General features: G+C 71.7%; 16 protein-coding genes, 2 tRNA genes and 1 other RNA gene. 11 read left to right on the forward strand and 8 right to left on the reverse strand.

Annotation, left to right across the window (positions count from 1 at the left end; all coding sequences use genetic code 11):
- The first annotated feature begins 85 nt into the window (after window positions 1-85).
- A tRNA-Ser gene (locus tag I5071_RS30640) sits at window positions 86-173 on the forward strand.
- 61 nt (window positions 174-234) lie between these two features.
- Window positions 235-308: transfer RNA gene (locus I5071_RS30645), tRNA-Arg, on the forward strand.
- Between the two features lie 572 nt (window positions 309-880).
- Here I5071_RS30645 and ffs read toward each other — a convergent pair.
- Together ffs and I5071_RS30655 are read right to left on the reverse strand one after the other, a co-directional pair.
- Window positions 881-978: signal recognition particle sRNA small type (ffs, locus tag I5071_RS30650), an RNA gene on the reverse strand.
- A gap of 54 nt (window positions 979-1,032) precedes the next feature.
- Window positions 1,033-2,112, reverse strand: a complete 1,080-nt coding sequence (locus I5071_RS30655; protein ID WP_236516803.1) for an NAD-dependent epimerase/dehydratase family protein — start codon at window positions 2,110-2,112, stop codon at window positions 1,033-1,035.
- Window positions 2,113-2,139: 27 nt separating this feature from the next.
- On the opposite strand from I5071_RS30655, the gene I5071_RS30660 reads away from it, so the two are divergent.
- The 3 genes from I5071_RS30660 (at window position 2,140) to I5071_RS30670 (ending at window position 5,955) form a co-directional block, all read left to right on the forward strand.
- Window positions 2,140-4,083 carry a hypothetical protein gene (locus tag I5071_RS30660; protein WP_236516804.1) on the forward strand — a complete coding sequence of 648 codons (1,944 nt, stop codon included), beginning with the start codon at window positions 2,140-2,142 and terminating at the stop codon, window positions 4,081-4,083.
- A 100-nt stretch (window positions 4,084-4,183) separates the two neighbouring features.
- Window positions 4,184-5,059: a tetratricopeptide repeat protein gene (locus I5071_RS30665; RefSeq protein ID WP_236516805.1), complete on the forward strand. Its 876-nt coding sequence runs from the start codon at window positions 4,184-4,186 to the stop codon at window positions 5,057-5,059.
- A 2-nt stretch (window positions 5,060-5,061) separates the two neighbouring features.
- Window positions 5,062-5,955, forward strand: a complete 894-nt coding sequence (locus I5071_RS30670) for a hypothetical protein (RefSeq protein WP_236516806.1) — start codon at window positions 5,062-5,064, stop codon at window positions 5,953-5,955.
- 44 nt (window positions 5,956-5,999) lie between these two features.
- On the opposite strand, the gene I5071_RS30675 is transcribed toward I5071_RS30670, so the two are convergent.
- From I5071_RS30675 to I5071_RS30685, 3 genes are read right to left on the reverse strand one after another with little or no spacing between them, the layout of a single operon-like run.
- On the reverse strand, window positions 6,000-6,386 hold the full coding sequence (locus tag I5071_RS30675) for a hypothetical protein (protein ID WP_236516807.1): 387 nt from the start codon (window positions 6,384-6,386) through the stop codon (window positions 6,000-6,002).
- Entirely contained in the window at window positions 6,383-7,423 is a 1,041-nt protein-coding gene (gene recA / locus I5071_RS30680) for a recombinase RecA (RefSeq protein ID WP_236516808.1), read from the reverse strand. Before recA ends, I5071_RS30675 begins: the two co-directional genes overlap by 4 nt.
- 57 nt (window positions 7,424-7,480) lie before the next feature.
- The gene (locus I5071_RS30685) at window positions 7,481-9,022 is read right to left on the reverse strand and encodes a YifB family Mg chelatase-like AAA ATPase (protein WP_236516809.1); all 1,542 of its coding nucleotides are present in this window, start codon (window positions 9,020-9,022) and stop codon (window positions 7,481-7,483) included.
- A 220-nt stretch (window positions 9,023-9,242) separates the two neighbouring features.
- Between I5071_RS30685 and I5071_RS30690 the strand changes: the two genes are divergently transcribed.
- Together I5071_RS30690 and I5071_RS30695 are read left to right on the forward strand one after the other, a co-directional pair.
- Entirely contained in the window at window positions 9,243-11,987 is a 2,745-nt protein-coding gene (locus I5071_RS30690; protein WP_236516810.1) for a serine/threonine-protein kinase, read from the forward strand.
- A 53-nt stretch (window positions 11,988-12,040) separates the two neighbouring features.
- Window positions 12,041-12,217, forward strand: a complete 177-nt coding sequence (locus I5071_RS30695; protein ID WP_236516811.1) for a hypothetical protein — start codon at window positions 12,041-12,043, stop codon at window positions 12,215-12,217.
- Window positions 12,218-12,280: 63 nt separating this feature from the next.
- Here the strand turns inward: I5071_RS30695 and I5071_RS30700 are convergent, their stop codons facing one another.
- The 3 genes from I5071_RS30700 to I5071_RS30710 are packed head-to-tail and all read right to left on the reverse strand — an operon-like array spanning window position 12,281 to window position 14,098.
- Window positions 12,281-12,880, reverse strand: a complete 600-nt coding sequence (locus I5071_RS30700) for an ExbD/TolR family protein (protein WP_236516812.1) — start codon at window positions 12,878-12,880, stop codon at window positions 12,281-12,283.
- A gap of 5 nt (window positions 12,881-12,885) precedes the next feature.
- Window positions 12,886-13,443 carry an ExbD/TolR family protein gene (locus tag I5071_RS30705; protein ID WP_236516813.1) on the reverse strand — a complete coding sequence of 186 codons (558 nt, stop codon included), beginning with the start codon at window positions 13,441-13,443 and terminating at the stop codon, window positions 12,886-12,888.
- 31 nt (window positions 13,444-13,474) lie between these two features.
- A complete protein-coding gene (locus I5071_RS30710; RefSeq protein WP_083457095.1) occupies window positions 13,475-14,098 on the reverse strand; it encodes a MotA/TolQ/ExbB proton channel family protein in 624 nt (207 codons plus the stop codon).
- 555 nt (window positions 14,099-14,653) lie between these two features.
- On the opposite strand from I5071_RS30710, the gene I5071_RS30715 reads away from it, so the two are divergent.
- The 4 genes from I5071_RS30715 (at window position 14,654) to I5071_RS30730 (ending at window position 17,733) form a co-directional block, all read left to right on the forward strand.
- A complete protein-coding gene (locus tag I5071_RS30715; protein ID WP_236516814.1) occupies window positions 14,654-15,307 on the forward strand; it encodes a MotA/TolQ/ExbB proton channel family protein in 654 nt (217 codons plus the stop codon).
- Between the two features lie 188 nt (window positions 15,308-15,495).
- Window positions 15,496-15,972: an ExbD/TolR family protein gene (locus I5071_RS30720; RefSeq protein ID WP_053230779.1), complete on the forward strand. Its 477-nt coding sequence runs from the start codon at window positions 15,496-15,498 to the stop codon at window positions 15,970-15,972.
- A 24-nt stretch (window positions 15,973-15,996) separates the two neighbouring features.
- A complete protein-coding gene (locus I5071_RS30725; protein ID WP_236516815.1) occupies window positions 15,997-16,536 on the forward strand; it encodes an ExbD/TolR family protein in 540 nt (179 codons plus the stop codon).
- A gap of 153 nt (window positions 16,537-16,689) precedes the next feature.
- The gene (locus tag I5071_RS30730; RefSeq protein WP_236516816.1) at window positions 16,690-17,733 is read left to right on the forward strand and encodes a hypothetical protein; all 1,044 of its coding nucleotides are present in this window, start codon (window positions 16,690-16,692) and stop codon (window positions 17,731-17,733) included.
- The last annotated feature ends 14 nt before the right edge of the window (window positions 17,734-17,747 follow it).

Raw genomic sequence — 17,747 nt, forward strand, 5'->3', positions numbered from 1 at the left:
TAGCGCGCACGTCGTTTGACACGACCACACCGCGCGGCTAATAACGCGATTCCCGCGAGCGCGGGAGCGGCGGTGACCCGCCGCCGGAGAGGTGGCCGAGTGGCCTAAGGCACTCGCTTGCTAAGCGAGAGTACTCCAAAAGGGTACCGCGGGTTCGAATCCCGCCCTCTCCGTGGAAATCGAAAAAGCGAGTTTGACAAACCTGTCCCTCTCGCTAGAGTTCGCGCCCTCTCTGGAGCCATAGCTCAGCTGGATAGAGCACCGGTCTACGGAACCGGGGGTCGGAGGTTCGAATCCTCCTGGCTCCGTTCTCGGGGCTGAGCGAGACATCGCTCAGCCCCGAAACGCTTTGGGGGGTCCGGAACAGCACGTCGCGCCACGCGGACACGCGAAGAGCACGACGAGCAGATTCAGGCGCACGAGCGCTCCCGCGAGCGAAGCGACGCGCTCACTCGCGAGCGAACCGACGCGCTCACTCGCGAGCGAACCGACGCGCTCACTCGCGAGCGAACCGACGCGCTCACTCGCGAGCGAACCGACGCGCTCCCGCGAGCGAACCGACGCGCTCCCGCGAGCGAACCGACGCGCTCCCGCGAGCGAAGCGACGCGCTCCCGCGAGCGAACCGACGCGCTCCCGCGAGCGAACCGACGCGCTCCCGCGAGCGAAGCGACGCGCCCCCGCGAGCGAAGCGACGCGCCCCCGCGAGCGAAGCGACGCGGCTCCGGCCAGCGCTCACCGACCAGGCCGCCGCCCGAGATCGCGCGTGGGGCTGGGGCCCCACGCGCCGAGGGGCACGACCTCACCCGCCGAGATCGGCTCGCCGCGGCACCCCACCCCGACCAGCCGCGACCACCGCAGCGTCGGGGGGCCCCCTCCTCAGAAAAACAGAGGGCCCCGCCACACGCTGGTCACCGCGACTGTTGCTCCCTTCCGGGCCTGGCAGGGTTGACGGGCCAGCGTTGGCGAGGCCACAGGCCGAACGAATTCGGAGCGCCCTTCGTAGTACGGCCCGCGCGCGGGGGCAAGAGCGATCACGCGCCCGCCGCGCTCGCCTCGCGCTCGAGCGTCGCGTCGTCGGGGAGCGGCCTCGCCTGCGCGAGCATCGCCTCGAGCCCGCCGAGCTCGCTCACCCACGTCGCGAGGCGCTTCATCCCCTCGTCCACCGTGATGGTCGCGCGGAAGTCGAGCTCCGCGATCGCCTTCTGCACGTCGAAGAGCGTGCTGCGCGCACGTCGCAGGATCTCCTCGGGCAACGTCGCGCCGCCGCGCCCGGCACGCACCACCGCGAGCGGATACGCCAGCGCGAAGGGCGGCCCCGAGCGCGGCCCCGGCAACGTGAGCGTGCGCGACAGGACCTGCAGGAACTCGCGCAGCTCGAGGAACTCCGGGTCTCCCACGTAGTACACCTGCCCGGGCGCACCGGGCGCGCGCGCCGCGGCGATCACCGCGTCGGCGAGCGTCTCGACGTAGGTCGTGGCCACGAGGTTGCGACCATCACCGAACATGCGGATCCCGCCGCTGCGGGCTTCACGCACCAGCTCGGGGAGCGTCGAGAGATCACCGGGGCCCCACACCCACCCGGGGCGGATCGCGGTCACGGCGAGCTCGGCGTCGCTCGTGCTCAGCGCGATCTCCTCCGCGAGGCGCAGCGCGCGCGCCCGCTCTCCGATCGGAAGCTGCGCGAGATCGCGCTTCTCGTCCCAGTGCACGCGGTCGACGTTCGCGAGCGTCACGTCGGCGCTCGAGATGGTGACCACACGCTCGAGACCGGCGTGACGCGCGGCCGAGAGCACGTTCTCGGTCCCCGCGACCAGCGTCCATCGCAGCGCGCGCGCCGAGGCCCGCGGCGAAGGGATGCCCGCCGCGTGCACCAGCACGTCGGCGCCGCGCGACGCGCGGGCGATCGCGTTGGGATCGAGGAGCGAGCCGACCGTCACGGTCGCGCCGCGTGCCGCGAGCGCCGATGCCGCCGACGCGTCGCGCACGAGGACGGTCAGCTCGTCACCGCGATCGAGGAGCCGGCGCGCGATCGCGCCGCCGATGAACCCGGTGGCCCCGGTGAGGACGACCTTCACCGCGCCGTCGTAGCAGGCCGAGGTCGGCGCGGACAAGACGTCCGGGCGCTATGCTCCTCCGCGATGCGTCACATCGCGGCGGTCGGTCCGCGAGCCAGCCAACACCTCGCGCGCGTGCTCGCGCTGGTGCTCGCGGTGGGGTGCGACGGCTCGCCACCATGCGTCGACGAGGACCTCGACGGCCTCGGCGCCCACTGCGAGGCCGGGCCCGACTGCGACGACACGAACGCTGCGCGGGGCGAGGACTGCGACGCGGTGCCTCCGCCCGACTGCGCGGCCGATCCCACCGCGACCGGCTGTCCGTGCCTGATCGGCAGCGTCACCGACTGCTTCCCCGGTCCGAGCGATCGCGCCGGCGTCGGTGAGTGTCGCGCCGGGCGCACCCGCTGCGTCGCGCAGCACTGGGGCCTCTGCGAGGGCTCGCAGGGCCCGTCGCGTGAGCGCTGCGACGAGCGCGATCAGGACTGCGACGGGCTCACCGACGAAGGTGTGCGCAGCCCGTGTGGTGGATGCACGGCGTCGTGCACCGGCGAGCTGTGGGGCGAGCCCTTCGACGAAGCGGGCGCGGGGCTCGCGATCACGAGGCTCGGCGAGCTCACGCTCGCGCGCGAGGAGCGATCGAGCGCGACGGTGTGGGCGGTGAACAGCGCGGAGGCGACGGTCTCGCGCATCGACGCGCTCGAGGCGCGCGAGACCGCACGTTATCTGACCGGGGATCGCGAGTCGGTCGCGCTCGAGCCGAGCCGCGTCGCGGTCGACTGGAACGGCGATGCGTGGGTCGCGAACCGCGCGTTCGACGGAGTCTCGAGCGTCGTGCGCGTCGCGGGTGAGCGCGCGCGGTGCGTCGATCGCGACGACAGCGGGATGATCGACAGCTCGGCGTCGCCCGAGGACGTGCGCGCGTGGGGCGGCGACGAGTGCGTGCTCGCGAGCGCGGCGGTCGGCGATGCGCGCGAGGTCGCGCGTGCGCTCGCGATCGACGGCGATCGCGGGCTCGATGGCGCGTCGGGTGGCGACGCGTGGGTCGGGCTGCACGACGGACAGGCGTTCGTCGAGATCGATGGGCTGCGCGGCGTGGTCCTGCAGCGCGTGGAGACGCCGGGGTTCGCGCCCTACTCCGCGGCGTTCGATCCCTGGGGCCGGCTCTGGGCGATCGCGCGCGATGGATTGCTCGCGCGGATCGATCCGAGCGCCGATCCGCCGACCGTCGAGATCCTCGAGGTGCCGCTCTCGTGCTGGCTGCTCTACGGCATGGCGATCGACGGCGAGGGTCGCATCGCGATGACCGGATTCTCGTGCGACGCGGTGACGATCCACGATCCGCGCACGTCGCGATGGTCGACGATCCACACCGAGCCGTCGCCGCGCGGCGCGGGGTTCGACGGCGCGGATCTCTGGGTCGCGCACACCGGCGGGCGCGTCTCGCGGCTCTCGGTCGATCCGCTTCGCGTGCTCGCGACGCGCACCCTCGCGATCGACGACATCGCGCCGGTCGACTCGATCGGCGTCGGCGCGGACGGGCTCGGGCACGTGTGGACGGTGAGCGGAGGCGGAGGAGGCGCGGGCCTCGGCGTCGTCACGCGCGTCGACGTCGAGCGCGCGATGGCCGACGCGCAGGTGCCGGTCGGCGCGACGCCGCACACCCAGGGCGATCTCGCAGGGCAGCAGCTCTTCGGTGCGCCGGTGCCCGAGGCGAGCGCACGGCGGGTCTTCGACGGATGCGGCGCCGAGGTGGCGACGCGCTGGGCGAACGTGCACGTCGCGGGAGATCCCGGCACGCACGGGACGATCACGATCGAGGTGCGTCACGCGGCCGACGTCGCGTCCCTCGCGAGCGCGGAATGGACGACGCTGGGCGCGATCCCCGAGGACGACCCGCCCTTCCCGCTCACGCTGCCCGAAGGCGGGGTGCTCGAGGTGCGCGTGACGCTCGCGGTGAGCGCGAGCCTGGGCGCACCGCTGCTCACACGCGTCGGCGTCGAGTGGACCTGCCCCGGGCCCGAGTGATCCGTCTCGCGCGGCCACTCGTACGTTCGGGCGGGGAATGCGGTCGCTCGCGTCGGTCTGCGGTAGCATCGCGCGAGCCATCGCGGAGCACGGAGGAGCTTTGGATCGACGACGACGCGGGACCCTGCTGGCGAGCGCACTGATCGCTGCGGCGTGCGCGCTCGCGCCGCCGACGCGTGCGTCGGCGCAACCACCGCAGGGCACGGGGGGCGGCGAGTCGATGTCGCAGGCGACGACGACCGAGGGCGACATGAACGACGAGCGCGCGCGCGGCGCGTTCCGGCTGGGTCGCCAGTACTACGAGCAGGGCCGCTTCGCGGAGGCGGCGAGCGAGTTCGAGCGCGCGTACGGGCTCTCGGGGCGCGGGCAGCTGCTCTTCAACGCGTACCTCGCGTACCGCGACGCGCGCGACGACGAGAACGCCATCCGCACGCTGCGCGGATACCTCGCGCAGGTCGAGGAGATCCCCGATCGCGCGCTGCTCGAGGCACGCCTCGCAGCGCTCGAGCGCGGGCTCGCGGAGCGTCGCGAGTCCGACGCACGCGCGGCGGCGGAGACCGAAGAGGCGCGACGTCAGGCCGAAGAAGCGCGGCGTCAGGCCGAAGAGGCGGGGCGGCCGCGTTATCGCGAGGTCCCCGGCGAGACGTGGCCGTGGATCGTGATGGGCAGCGGCGGTGCGCTGGTCGTCGCGGGCATCGTCACCGGCGCGGTCGCGCTGAGCGAGCGCAGCGCGCTCGACGACGAGTGCCCGCTGCAGCTCTGCCCGGCGGGCAGCGACGTCGAGGGACGACAGAGCACGATCGAGGCGCTCGCGATCACCACCGACGTGCTGCTGGTGACCGGCACCGCGGCCGCGGTCGCGGGGCTCGTGCTCGGACTGGTGCTCGGGCCGCGCACCGAGGCGATCGAGACGCCGCCGGTGAGCGCGGCGTGCACCGGCGAGGGCTGCTTCGTCGCGGTGCGAGGGGATTTCTGACGATGACGCGTCTGCTTCGCTTCGTGACGATCGTGCTCGCGATCGCGAGCGTCGGGCCGGGCTGCACCGCGATCACCTCGGGCGACTTCGAGGAGCGCGCCGAGCCGCTGGTGTGCGGCAACGATCTCGCCGCGTCGCGTGTCGACATGCGGCTCGATCTCACCGACATGAACGCGCACCTCGACAACCTCACGGTCGCGAACCTGGTGCGCATCGAGGGCGCGGGACCGGCGCGGGTGCGTCGCATCATCGCGCGCGCAGTGCTCGATCCGCTCGGCGAGGCGAACCTCCAGATCGCGCTGCCGTGCACGGTGCTCGACGGCAACCACGAGGTCGATCTCGTCGCCGACCTCAACGGCAACCGCATGTACGACCCGTGTCCGCGCGCGCCCGAGGGCTGCGAGGACCACCAGTGGCGCCTGATGCTCCAGGCCGACGGCACGGTCTCCTACCAGCACGACGTCGACTTCGTGGACCTCGCGCAGGACGCCCCGCTGCCGCGCGGTGCGCTGCCGGTGCGCGCGGCGTTCGGGAACATGTCGCAGTTCGCCGGTCGGCGGATGGAAGTGCACGTGAGGCGACCGCTCGAAGAGGGCGGCTTCGAGACCGTGCTCGTCTACGTGCTCGGCGCGGTGCCCGACACCAACGACATGCTGGTGCGTCGCGAGGAGAACCTGATCGAGCTCCGCGAGCGCTACGAGGTGGCGATCTGGATCGACACCAACGGCAACGGCATCTACGACCCGCCGAGCTCGATCGGCGTCGACGGCCGCGACTACGCGACCACGATCGACGCAGTGGGCGAGCCGCCCAGCGCGGTGGATCCCGGCGGCGTGCAGGTGCTCTTCGACGGCCAGTCGCCGCCGCCCCAGGAAGACATCGCGCTCGAGCTCTGAGCCGTCCGGGACACGAACCGCGCGGTTCGTGTCCCGGATCGCGCTCACGATCGCGCGCGCTCGAGCTTCGCGAGGATCGACGCGAAGCGCAGGTCGAACGTGTCGGGATCGGCGTCGAGCACGCCCATCGCCGACGCGAGCTCGAGCCCGGCGGACACCCGCATCGCGTGCATCTGCGCGACCGCGACGCCGGCGCGACGACGATCACGATCGGGCTCCGCGATCAGATCCTTCGCCGCCATCTCGAGCATCCACAGCGCGGTGGTGAGCCACACCGAGAGCTCGGGCTGACGCTCCGCCATCCTCGCGAGCTCGTCCTTCAGCTCGACGTGGAGCGCGTGGGTCGCGCGCTCCACCTGAGCCAGGGCTTCGCCCGCCTGATCCCGCGCCGGGCGCGGCACCTTCGGCAGCGCGCGCACTCGCGCCGTCACGCGACGGCCTCTTCGAGGTCGGGCGTGCCCGCGCCCTTGGGCGCGCCCGCGAGCGCGGCGTGCACCGCGTTCGCGATCGTCGCGCGCAGCGCGGCGTCCTCGCAGAGCGCGATGCGCGCCTTCTCGCGGCCCTGGCCGAGGCTCTGGCCGCCGAACGAGAAGTACGCGCCGTTCTTCTCGACGAGGCCGTGCGTGACCGCGAGGTCGAGCAGGTCCGCGGTCGCGTCGATGCCCACGCCGTAGCGGATGTCGAACTCGGCGACCTGGAACGGCGGCGCGAGCTTGTTCTTCACGACCTTCACCTTGGTGCGGTGGCCGGTGATGTCCTCGCCGACCTTCACCTGGCCGATGCGCCGCACGTCGAGGCGCACGCTCGCGTAGTACTTCAGCGCGTTGCCGCCGGTCGTGGTCTCGGGCGAGCCGAAGGTCACGCCGATCTTCATGCGCAGCTGGTTGATGAACATGATCGTCGCGCCCGTGCGGTGCGTGATGCCGGTGAGCTTGCGGAGCGCCTGGCTCATCAGGCGCGCCTGCAGACCGACGTGCTGATCGCCCATCTCGCCCTCGATCTCCGCCTTGGGCACGAGCGCGGCGACCGAGTCGACGACCACGAGATCGACCGCGCCGCTGCGCACCAGCGTCTCGGCGATCTCGAGCGCCTGCTCGCCGTTGTCGGGCTGCGACACGAGCAGGTTCTCGGTCTGCACGCCGAGCTGCGCCGCGTAGCGCAGATCGAGCGCGTGCTCGGCATCGACGAACGCCGCGATGCCGCCCGCGCGCTGGCACTCGGCGATCGCGTGCAGCGTGAGCGTGGTCTTGCCGCTCGCCTCGGGACCGTAGACCTCGATCACACGACCGCGCGGATACCCACCACAACCGAGCGCCGCGTCCAGCGATGGCGCACCGGTCGAGATCACCGCGACCGGCTCGATGTTGCGCGGCTCGCCGAGCGCCATGATCGCGCCCTTGCCGAACTGCTTCTCGATGGCGCTGACCGCCTGCTGCACCGCCTTCAGCTTCTCCTTCATCGACGTCATCTCTCTTCTCCTCTTCTTTCGTTCACGAACGCGCGAGCGACGATTCGCTCGCGAGAATCAGCTCGCTCGCACTGCCGGCGCGCCTGCGACGCGGCGATCGAGCAGCCGGTACTGGAGCGCTTCCGCGACGTGCGGTGCCTCGACGCGAGCGGCCGCCGCGAGGTGCGCGATCGTCCGCGCGACGCGCAGCGCGCGCGAGAAGCCGCGCATGCTCAGCCCGAGGCGCTCGCCCGCGAGATCGAGCAGCGTGCGCGCATCGGGCGTCAGCGTGGCGAGATCGCGGTCGAGCAGGCGCGACGGGTTCGCGGGCTTCACGCCGAGCACGTCCCCGCTCGCGATCGCACGCTGGCGCGCGGCGATCACCCGGGCTCGCACCACCGCGCTCGCCTCGCCGGGCGCCGCATCGCCGAGCTCGGAGAGCCGCACCGGCGGCAGCGCGACGTGGAGATCGAAGCGATCGAGCAGCGGACCACTGACGCGCGAGCGGTACTGCTCGACGCGGCTCGGGGTGCACGAGCAGATGCGCGTGGGCTCGCCCGAGAAGCCGCACGGGCACGGGTTCATCGCCGCGACGACCAGCGGACGCGCCGGCATGCTCACGCGCTCTCTCGCGCGCGCCACGACCGCGACGCCGGACTCCATCGTCGTGCGCAGCGACTCGATCGCGGGCCGCGCGAACTCCGGGAGCTCGTCGAGGAACAGCACGCCGCCGTGCGCCAGCGTGACCTCGCCGGGACGCACCGGATCGCCGCCGCCGATCAACGACGCTGCGCTCGCGGTGTGGTGCGGCGCGCGGAACGGACGGCGCGCACCTCCGTCGAACCCATCGAGCCCCGCCGCGCTCGCGATCGTCGCGATCTCCGCGCGCTCGTCGTCGCTCGGCGCCGGCAGCAGACCGGGCAAGCGACGCGCGAGCATCGTCTTGCCCGCGCCGGGCGGACCGATGAGCAGCACGTCGTGATGACCCGCCGCCGCGATCTCCAGCGCGCGGCGCGCACCGTCCTGACCGCGCACCTCGGCGAGATCGGGCTCGTCGGGATCGCGCGTCGCGCGCGGCGCGGGCGAGCCGTCGACGCGCGGCAGATCGCCGGTCGCGCCGAGGAACGCGACGACGTCGCCGAGCGATCGCGCGGCACGCACCTCGAGCCCGGGCACGAGCCGCGCATCGGCCGCGTGCCCTGCAGGGATGATCGCGCGCGAGAGCCCGAGCGCACGCGCGAGCTGCAGGAGCGGCAAGATCCCTCGCACCATGCGCAGCTCGCCCGCGAGCGAGAGCTCGCCGACCATCAGCGTCTCGTCGAGGAGGTTCGGCGCGCAGAGCCCGCTCGCGCTCAGCACCGCGATCGCGATCGCGAGATCGAAGCTCGCACCGCGCTTGCGCAGATCGGCCGGCGCGAGGTTCAGCACCACGTGCCGCGGCGGCAGCTCGAACCCGCTCGTCGCGAGCGCGGCGCGCACTCGCACGCGGCTCTCGCGGACCGCCGCTTCCGGGAGACCGACGAGATCGAACCCCGGTAGCCCTTTTCCGAGGTGGACCTCGACCTCGACGGGACGGGCCTCGATGCCGACGAGGCAACCAGCGTGGACGCGCGAGAGCATGTCGCGCCCTCTCTTCACGCTCGATGCCGGTGCTCCATCACGCGATCACAACGGATTTCGCGTGCTCACGTGGCGGAACGGCGGGCGGTGGGGTGACGGCCGTCAGCCTGGGCGGGTGTGATCGATTTTCGTGCGTGCTCCCACCGTGCGCGCGTCGCGTGCGTTCCCGCGCGAATCGTTGATCTCCCGTGGTGTGCCCCGTAGTCTCGTCCTGGCTACCATGCTCGTCTGCCCGCTCTGCCGGATCGTCCTCGCGAAGGGCGAGGCGGTCTGCCCGCGCGATGGGCAGACGCCTCTGTCGCGCGAGCCGCACCCCATCCCGCCCGCCGTCGCGGCGCGTTTCACGATCGTCGAGCCCTTCGCCGACGGCGACTCGGGCACGCTCTACCTCGCCGACGACAAGCAGACCGGACGACGCGGTCTCCTCAAGCTGCTGCGCGGCGCGACCGCGTGGACGGTCTCGGAGCGCAGCCGCCTCAAGCGCGAGCTCGTGAAGCAGGCGACGCTCACGCATCCCGCGCTCGTGCCGCCGCTCGCGACGGGCGAAGCAGACTCGTTGATCTGGCTCTTCCGCGAGTGGATCGACGGAGTCTCGCTCTCGGTGCGCCTCGCGCGCTCGGGCGCGCTGACGGTGCCGGAAGCGCTCGCCGTCGCGGCGCAGGTCGCGGGCGCGCTCGACGATCTGCATCGCGCCGGGCTGCTGATGCGCGATCTCTCGCCCTCGCACGTGCTCGTGCAGGCGCAGCCGAGCGGCGTGCCGAAGATCGCGCTGATCGACGCGGGCATCGCGATGCGCATCCCGGGCGCCGGCGAGGTCACGGGCAAGCCGGGCTACGTCTCGCCCGAGCACGTCTCGGGCAAGCTCGTCAGCTTCCGCAGCGACCTCTACTCGCTCGGCTGCGTCATCCACGAGATGCTGACGGGCACGCCCGTCTTCCGCGGCACGACCGAGCACGTGCTCGAGGCGCAGCGCTCGCAGAGCGCGCCGCAGATCGGCGTCTCGTTGCCCTCGGGCGTCGCCGCGCTGATCGGACAGCTGCTGCTCAAGGAGCCGCGCGATCGCCCGTTCTCGGCGCAGCAGGTGCGGCGCACGCTCGAGCCCTTCCTCCCGCAGGACGCGACGAGCACGAAGCGCGAGGCGACGGCGGAGTTCGCGATCGGCGAGCACCTGGCGACGCCGAGCGCCAAGGGCAGCGGCACGCTGCGCCCGCCGACGCGCAAGCAGACGCTCGTGGGCATCGCGCTGCCGAAGCCGACGGCGGATCGCACGCAGGAGCTGACCTCGCTCGATCTCGCGCAGGCCGAGCGCGTGCTCGCGAACCGCGCGGAGCCGACGCAGGAGCTCACGCCGCTCGATCTCGCGCAGGCGGAGCGCGTGCTCGCGAAGAGCGCGGATCGCACGCAGGAGCTCACGCCGCTCGATCTGGCGCGCGCCGAGCAGGTGCTCGGTGCATCGCGCGCCGAGACGTCGCGCAGCGGCGCGCCGCCGCCGTTCCGACGCGACGCCGATCCCACGACGCCGCTGACGCCCGCGGACCTGCGGATCGCGCGTCCGACCCCGCGCTCGGCGCCGCCGCCGGCGCCCGGCGCGAAGTCGCCGCGCCCGAAGAGCACCCCGCCGCTGCCCTACGCGATCCGGCCGGTCGCGCCGGGCAACGCAGCGGTGCGGACCGCGGTGGGCATGCCGGCGCCCGAGCCGCTCCCGGCTCCGATCGTCGCGAAGGCACCGCCGCCCAAGACGCCCGAGCCCAAGACGCCCGAAGTGAAGGCGCCCGAGCCGAAGAACGGCGCGGCAGTCCTTCCCACCGCCGAGGCAGCGCCGACCGCCGTCGACGCCACTCCTCCGCCCGCCGAGACGCCCGAAGCCCCCGCCGCGATCGAGCCCGCGCCGCAAGCCGAGGAGCCCGCCGTCCCCGAAGCGCCCGAGCCGAGGGACAGCTACGAAGCGCTCGGCGGCGACGACGACGCGCCCGAGGACGACGCCCCGGTCCCCACGATCGAGCTCCCGATCGCCGCGAGCCCCGAGCCGTCGAGCGCGAGCAGCTCCGCGAGCGTCTCGGCGCTCACCACGGGCGAGCTGGCCGCGGTGCCCGGGCTGCGCCAGCGCCCGACCCCCTACCTCGTCATCGTCGCGTTCTGCGTCATCGCCGGCGCGACCGGGCTCCTCGGCAGCTACCTCTTCTCGAGCAGCGAGACCGAGCCCACCACGGTGTCGGCGCCGGCCGCGCCCCCTCCCACGCCCGTCGCCGTCGCGCCCGCCGCGGCGACCCCCACCAGCGCGGCTCCCAGCGCCCCGGCAGCGCCGCCCCCGACGCCGCCGGCAGTCGTCGAGGCTCCGGCCCCCGAGCCGCCTCCCGAGGCCGCCGAAGCGGCCCCGAGCGAGCCCGTCGCGGTCGCCCCCGAGCCGGAGCCCGAGCCCGCTGCCGCGGCGCCCGAGCCTGCCCCCGCGGCGGCGCCCGAGCCCACGCCGCCCCCCGCCCGCACGTCGGAGCCCGAGGCGCGCTCGTCCCGTCGCGATCGCCGCCGCTCGCGGGGCGGCTCCTCGCACGCCGAAGCGCCCGCCGCGCGCCCGGTGATCGCATCGTCGGTCGGCTCCTCGTCGACCGCATCGAGCGGCGGCGGCGACTTCGACCAGCTCCGCAACGAAGCGCGCGCCGCCTTCCAGGCGCGTCGCTACGCCGACGCCGCCCGCGCCTACGAGCGCGCCAGCCGCATTCGTCCTCGCGACGCCAGCGTGTGGTCGGGGCTCGGCGCCGCGCGCATGCAGTCCGGCAACACCGCGGGCGCGGTGCAGGCCTATCGCCAGGCGATCTCGATCGAGCCGCGCAACGCGCGCTACCACGTCGCGCTCGGCCGCGCGCTCGCCGCCGCCGGGGATCGCGCCCGCGCCCGCCAGTCGTTCGAGCAGGCGCTGCGCATCGATCCCCGCAACGCCGACGCCCGCGCCCAGCTCGCGCGCCTCTAGGAGCCCGAGCGTGCCGGCGTGGTCGACACGCGGGTGCGTGCACTGTGATCATCGTGCTCGGCGTCTCCGATGCCGGGGGCGTGATCGTCGACACGGCAGGGACCCTCGACGCGTGCGTCGCGAGCGCGCGCTTGCCCGTGCACGTGATCGGCTCGGACGTACGACCCGACCCCGATCCGACCGACGCGCGCGTCGTCATGAGCGTCGTCGTGCGTGTCGACGCGCGCTGAAACGCAGAAGGCCGGTGCGATCGCTCGCACCGGCCTCCGCTTCGCTCGTTCGGTCGCGCGCTCTCAGTGCCCGCCGCCGCCGCCCTGCGTCTCCTCGAGGGCGACGAAGTGCATGTGCGCGAACTCGGCCTGACCGATCGTGTAGATGATCTCGCTCAGCGTCCGGAACGGCGTCCGACGATCCGCGATGATCTGCACCTCGCCCGTGAACGGACGGCGCGGGTTGCGCTGCGCGATCAGCTTCAGGCGATCGCGGTGCTGCTGCATCTCGTTGAGCAGCGGCGTGATCAGGAAGCCGTTCGCGCCGCCCTGCTTCTGGCTCGGGTCCACCGTGCCGTTGCGGAGCTGCACCACCGGACGACCATCGACGATCACCTCGGTGCGCGAGATCTGGATCGCGAGCGCTTCCGTGAGCTGCTCGGTCGACGTCGTCCACGGGAGCTGCAGCTCGTCGCTCTGCGAGATGTTCGCCGTCTCGTTCGCGACCTGCATGATCATGAACACCAGGATGATGGTCATGATGTCCATCATCGGATAGATGTTCAGGCTCTGCTCTTCGTGCGGCGGGACCTTGCGCAGCTTGCGCCGCACGAGGCCCTTCACCTGGGCCATCGTGGCCTTCTCGCCGTGCCCGCCGCTGGGCGTGTTCGATTCGGAGGCCATTCAGGTCACCTGACGCCCGCGGAGAGCATCACGTTCGGGAACAGCGGGTCCGTTCCCTGCGCGCGCACCGCGTCCATCGCGTGGATGATGTGCTCGTACTCGATGCTCGGATCCGCGCTGAGGATCACCTGATCCTCGTCGGGGAACTGCGAGTGCACCCGCGCGACGCACTCGGTGAGCGCGCGCCAGTTGTACGTGCCGTCCCCGCCGCGCGGGACCGTGATGACGCGGCCCGACTGCATCTGCGTGCATCCCGGCGCGAGCTTGCCGCCCGAGCCCGAGACGATGATGCCGCTCTCCGCGATCGTGACGCTGAGGTTCAGCGTGCTGCCCTGCTCCGTCGAGCTCGACGCACGACGACCGCGCGAGAGCGACGGCAGGTGCGCGTCGAGCTCGGCGACGATCATCACCTGCGCCGACGTGGCGAGCAGGAAGAGGATCAGGTTCACGACGATGTCGAGGAACGGAACGATGTTGAGCTCGCCCGCGACCTCGCTGGGATCGGGCTCGTCGTGCTTCGTCCGCTTGCGGACGTAAGCCTGCTGGCGCGGCGTCAGCTCCATGCGCTTTCCTCAGTGGAGCGAGCGGCGCGCCTCAGCGGCCCTTCTGCATCAGCAGGTTCTCGAGCTTCATCGTCGAGAGCTCCATGTCCTGCTTGATCTTCTTCGCCTGGCTGTGGAGGAACAGGTGGAACGTCATGCAGATGACGGCGATGCCGAGCCCGAGCGCCGTGTTCCACATGGCCTCGGAGATACCGGCCGCGAGGAGCGCCGCGCGCTGCGCCGGAGCCGCCGAGCCGAGCGCGCCGAACGCGCGGATGAGGCCCGAGATGGTGCCGAGCAGACCGACGAGCGTCGCGATGTTCGCGAGCGTCCACAGCGCGCCGATGCGCTTCTCGAGCTCGGGGTGGAGCTCCGCCCAGCGCTCTTCCATCGACGCGATGACCGCCTCGTCGCCGCGGTTCACCTGCGTGAGGCCCGCCTTCACGACCTGCAGCAGGGGCAGCGGCGCTGCCTCGCAGAGCTTGATCGCGCGATCGATGTTCCCGGCCTGCACCAGCTTCCGGATCTGCGCCATGAACTCACGCGAGTTCACGCGGTACTTCGTCAGGATGTAGACGAAGCGCTCCGCGATGATCGCCAGCACGATGGCGAGGACGGCGACGTTGATGAACGAGAACGGCGCGCCATCACGGAGGGCATGCCAGATAGCTTCCATCTTGCGGGGCTCCTTGAGCTTCCTTGCGCTGTTCTTCCTATCGTCAGGCAGCGCGGCTAGCGCTCGCTGTGCACCACTTCCCAGATCGTGCGTGCAGCGAGGTGCGTGGTCGGAGAGGATCGACGCGCGACTCTACGAACGCCGCGCGAAGCTACTGTAGCTGGGCTCGGATTGTCAACGCATCGGGCCGTCGCGCGCAAGGCCTCGATGACGCGTCCAGGCCGATCGGACGGCGGGCGATCGCATCTCGCGCCTCGGTGGCCGGGGCGTGTGCGCGCCGTCATCGCGGACACCACGACGGCGATCGATCTTCGACGGAACCGAATCGTGCAAATCGACCTCTAAGGACCGACTCGCACGCGTGTCGAACACCCCCACAAACGCCCGGGAAAGCGGATCGAGATCACTCTTGACCTCAATACCCGGGCCTGTATCATCGCTCGCCGTTCCCGTAGGAAGCTGCGCTTTTCGCTTCGAAACATTGCTTGTGTTAGCGAGCTCGCGAAGTCGAGACCGCAGCATCCACGAGAGGCCCCCAGGAGGAAGAAAGGCACCATGGCAACGCTGGCGCACCACTTCGAAGAGGGCGGTTGGGGCATGTACCCCATCCTCTTCTGGCAGATCATCGCGATCGGCATCATCATCGAGCGCTCGATCTACCTGTACCGCAGCTCGATCAACCGCGACGTCTTCCTCGCCACGATGCAGAAGTGCATCCTCGCCGGCGACATCGGACGCGCGATCAAGCTCTGCTCGGCTGCGAACGCGCCGCTCGCCCGCATCGTCAAGGCGGGTCTCATGAAGGTCAATCGCCCCGACTCGGAAGTGCAGGCGGCGATGGACGAGGCCGCGCTTCGTGAGCTCCCGAAGATCGAGAGCCGCACGGGCTACCTCGCGCTGCTCGCGAACCTCGCGATGCTCTCGGGTCTTCTCGGCACCGTCACCGGTCTGATCGCCGCCTTCGGCGCGGTCGCGAACGCCGACGCCGCGAGCCGCGCGACGATGCTCGCCCGCGGTATCTCGGAGGCCATGAACTGCACGGCCTTCGGTCTGCTCGCCGCGATCATCGCGCTCATCGGCTTCGCCGTGCTCAACGGCAAGACGCAGGGCCTCCTCGACGACATCAACGGCGCGACCGTCCAGGTGATGAACCTGGTCGTGAACAACCGCTCCAAGATCAACCTCCAGGGCCTCCAGCAGGCGGCCTGATCTCGAGCACGGGGCCTCTCGGGAACACGGAAGGGCCGCTCCGCTCGCTAGTTCGCGGACTAACGCCGCGAAATCTCACGCGAGGCAGCGGCCCTTCTTCGTTCCCGGGACTCGAGGTCCCGACTCGTACGCTCCGAGATCGTTCGTAGTAGTTTCGCTCGCCCCAGAACCGAAGCGCGGAGACCAAGATGGGTGGCATTAGCGTCGGCGGTGGTCACGGCGGGAAGAAGAGCGTCGATTCCGAGATCCCGCTCGTCCCGTTCATCGATCTGCTCCTCTGCTGCGTCATGTTCCTGCTCGTCACGGCGGTGTGGAACCGCCTGGCGCGCCTCGACGCGAACCAGCAGGTCCCCGGTCAGGCCGCGCAGCCCGACCAGCCTCCTCCCGAGGAGACGATCCGCCTCTACCTGCAGGTGACGCAGGCGGGCTTCACCATCGCGTCGACCGCGGGTGAGCGCATCGAGATCCCGAAGGCGAGCGGTGAGTACGACCTCGAGACGCTTCGCACGCGTCTCACCGAGCGTCGCACCGCGGAGCCGAACCGTCGCGACCTGATCGTCGCGCCCGAGGACGGCGTTCTCTACGAGGACGTCATCGCGGCGATGGATCTCGCGGTGGGCCAGGGCTTCGAGGACGTGTCCCTTTCGGATGGAGCGGCGCTCTGAGCGAGCGCTGAAGAGGAACGAGTCATGCCGATTCACAAGCCCGACCGAGTCCTTCTCCACCACGTCCCGCTCAAGTTCGTCCGCAGCAAGGTGGCGGGCGGCGGGCGCAAGTCGATGGACTCGCAGATCCCGCTGGTCCCCTTCATCGACTTCCTCATCACGCTGGTCGTCTTCCTGCTCTCGTCGTTCAGCGCGAGCGGTGAGCTGCTCTCGCAGCGCCCGAACCTCGTGATGCCGAACGCGACCAACGCGATCGACCTCGAGCTCGCGCCGATCGTCGCGATCGACGCGCGCGTCGTGACGCTCGACGGCCGCCGCATGGCGGACACGCCGACGCTCGCCGCGAACGCGGGCCTCGAGCGCATCGAGCAGCTCGTCTCGGACCTCGAGACGCTGCGCCGCAACTGGTCGATCCTCCACGCTCGCGAGCCCTTCCCGGGCACCGTGATCGTGCAGGCGGACCGCTCGATCGACTTCCGCGTGATCAAGAAGGTGATGTTCTCGGCGGCCCAGGCCGGCTACACGAACATCAGCTTCGCCGTGAACCAGGCCGGTGGAGACTGATTGTCCCCGGGGGGCTACGCGCCCCCCTGTCGACCCCCTGGCCGACTAGACAGTCACTCCGACGGAACCCGACGGGCCCCGCGCACACTAGTGCTCGGGGCCCGCGCTGTTTTCTGGGCTGCAGTATTTTCGGCTATAGAGGGCGCACTCGACATGAGCGACGAGAAGGATCCGAACGAGCCCGCACTGAAGCCGGCGCGGCCCGAGCCCGACGAGCTGCTCGGGCGGCCCTCGTACATGCCGCGGATCCCGTGGAAGTGGATCGTGATCTTCGGCGGGATGATCGCGCTCGGAGTGGGCGCCTATCAGGTGCGCGAGCGACAGCGCGCCGACGCGATGCGCACGCAGGTGCTCGACACCTACGACCAGCACCTGAGCTCGCTCTCGGAGCGCTACGTCGGGTTCCGCCAGCGCATCGAGCAGTGGACGATGGAGGCCGCGCAGGCGGGCGAGCCCGAGCGCTGGGTCGATCCGCGGCTGCGCATCTCGGGGCTGCACTCGGGGGACGGCATCTATCTGCGCCTCACCTCGGAGCAGGCGTCGAGCCGTGAGGGCATCGCACAGGCGGCGATGGCGATGGAGCAGGACGCGCTGACGCGCTGCCTCGGCATCGCTCCGGCGTCGGCGCGCGGGCTCTACGAGACCGGCTCGTTCCTGTCGCCCGAGTGGCGCGACGAGGCGCGCGCGACGAGCGACTACATGCGGCTGCGCGTGATGGACGAGCAGCTCGCGCGGAACATCGAGGTCGACGTGCCGGTGGTCGCGAGCCTGCTCGGCGCGCAGTACTTCCTGCTCGTCGTCCAGCAGGCCGACAACCGGCGCGACGAGCCGGTGGACGTGTTCCTGTGGGACCTGCGCGAGGAGCGCCAGCTGCTGCGCGCGCGGGTGCAGGCGCGCGGGATCCTGCTCCCGGTGCGGCTGCGCTTCGACGGAGTGCCGCCCGCACCGCCGGCCGACGGCCACCCCCAGATGCGCAGCGGCGGCGCGCACGACTGCTCGATCGCGGCGCAGATCAAGGCGCTCACCGGCGAGGCCCCGCTGACGGTCGAGAGCGGCGACGTGCTCGAGCGCCGCATGGAGGAGCAGCAGGCCGAGGACGCGCCCGCCGAGGGCAGCGCAGCGCCGGCCGAGGGCAGCGCAGCGCCCGCCGAAGGAGCGCCCGCCGAGCCCGCACCGGGAAGCGCGCCCGCGCCCTGAGCCGTCATTCACCG

The sequence above is a fragment of the Sandaracinus amylolyticus genome (assembly GCF_021631985.1).
GTDB classification, from domain to species: domain Bacteria; phylum Myxococcota_A; class Polyangia; order Polyangiales; family Sandaracinaceae; genus Sandaracinus; species Sandaracinus amylolyticus_A.

Excerpts from the sequence above, each read along its gene's own strand:
- I5071_RS30715 (WP_236516814.1), top strand. The coding sequence starts at position 14,654 with ATGGCAACGCTGGCGCACCACTTCGAAGAGGGCGGTTGGGGCATGTAC.
- I5071_RS30700 (WP_236516812.1), bottom strand. The coding sequence starts at position 12,880 with ATGGCCTCCGAATCGAACACGCCCAGCGGCGGGCACGGCGAGAAGGCC.
- recA (WP_236516808.1), bottom strand. The coding sequence starts at position 7,423 with ATGACGTCGATGAAGGAGAAGCTGAAGGCGGTGCAGCAGGCGGTCAGC.
- I5071_RS30670 (WP_236516806.1), top strand. The coding sequence starts at position 5,062 with ATGACGCGTCTGCTTCGCTTCGTGACGATCGTGCTCGCGATCGCGAGC.
- I5071_RS30685 (WP_236516809.1), bottom strand. The coding sequence starts at position 9,022 with ATGCTCTCGCGCGTCCACGCTGGTTGCCTCGTCGGCATCGAGGCCCGT.
- I5071_RS30725 (WP_236516815.1), top strand. The coding sequence starts at position 15,997 with ATGCCGATTCACAAGCCCGACCGAGTCCTTCTCCACCACGTCCCGCTC.
- I5071_RS30730 (WP_236516816.1), top strand. The coding sequence starts at position 16,690 with ATGAGCGACGAGAAGGATCCGAACGAGCCCGCACTGAAGCCGGCGCGG.
- I5071_RS30720 (WP_053230779.1), top strand. The coding sequence starts at position 15,496 with ATGGGTGGCATTAGCGTCGGCGGTGGTCACGGCGGGAAGAAGAGCGTC.
- I5071_RS30705 (WP_236516813.1), bottom strand. The coding sequence starts at position 13,443 with ATGGAGCTGACGCCGCGCCAGCAGGCTTACGTCCGCAAGCGGACGAAG.
- I5071_RS30660 (WP_236516804.1), top strand. The coding sequence starts at position 2,140 with ATGCGTCACATCGCGGCGGTCGGTCCGCGAGCCAGCCAACACCTCGCG.
- I5071_RS30710 (WP_083457095.1), bottom strand. The coding sequence starts at position 14,098 with ATGGAAGCTATCTGGCATGCCCTCCGTGATGGCGCGCCGTTCTCGTTC.
- I5071_RS30690 (WP_236516810.1), top strand. The coding sequence starts at position 9,243 with ATGCTCGTCTGCCCGCTCTGCCGGATCGTCCTCGCGAAGGGCGAGGCG.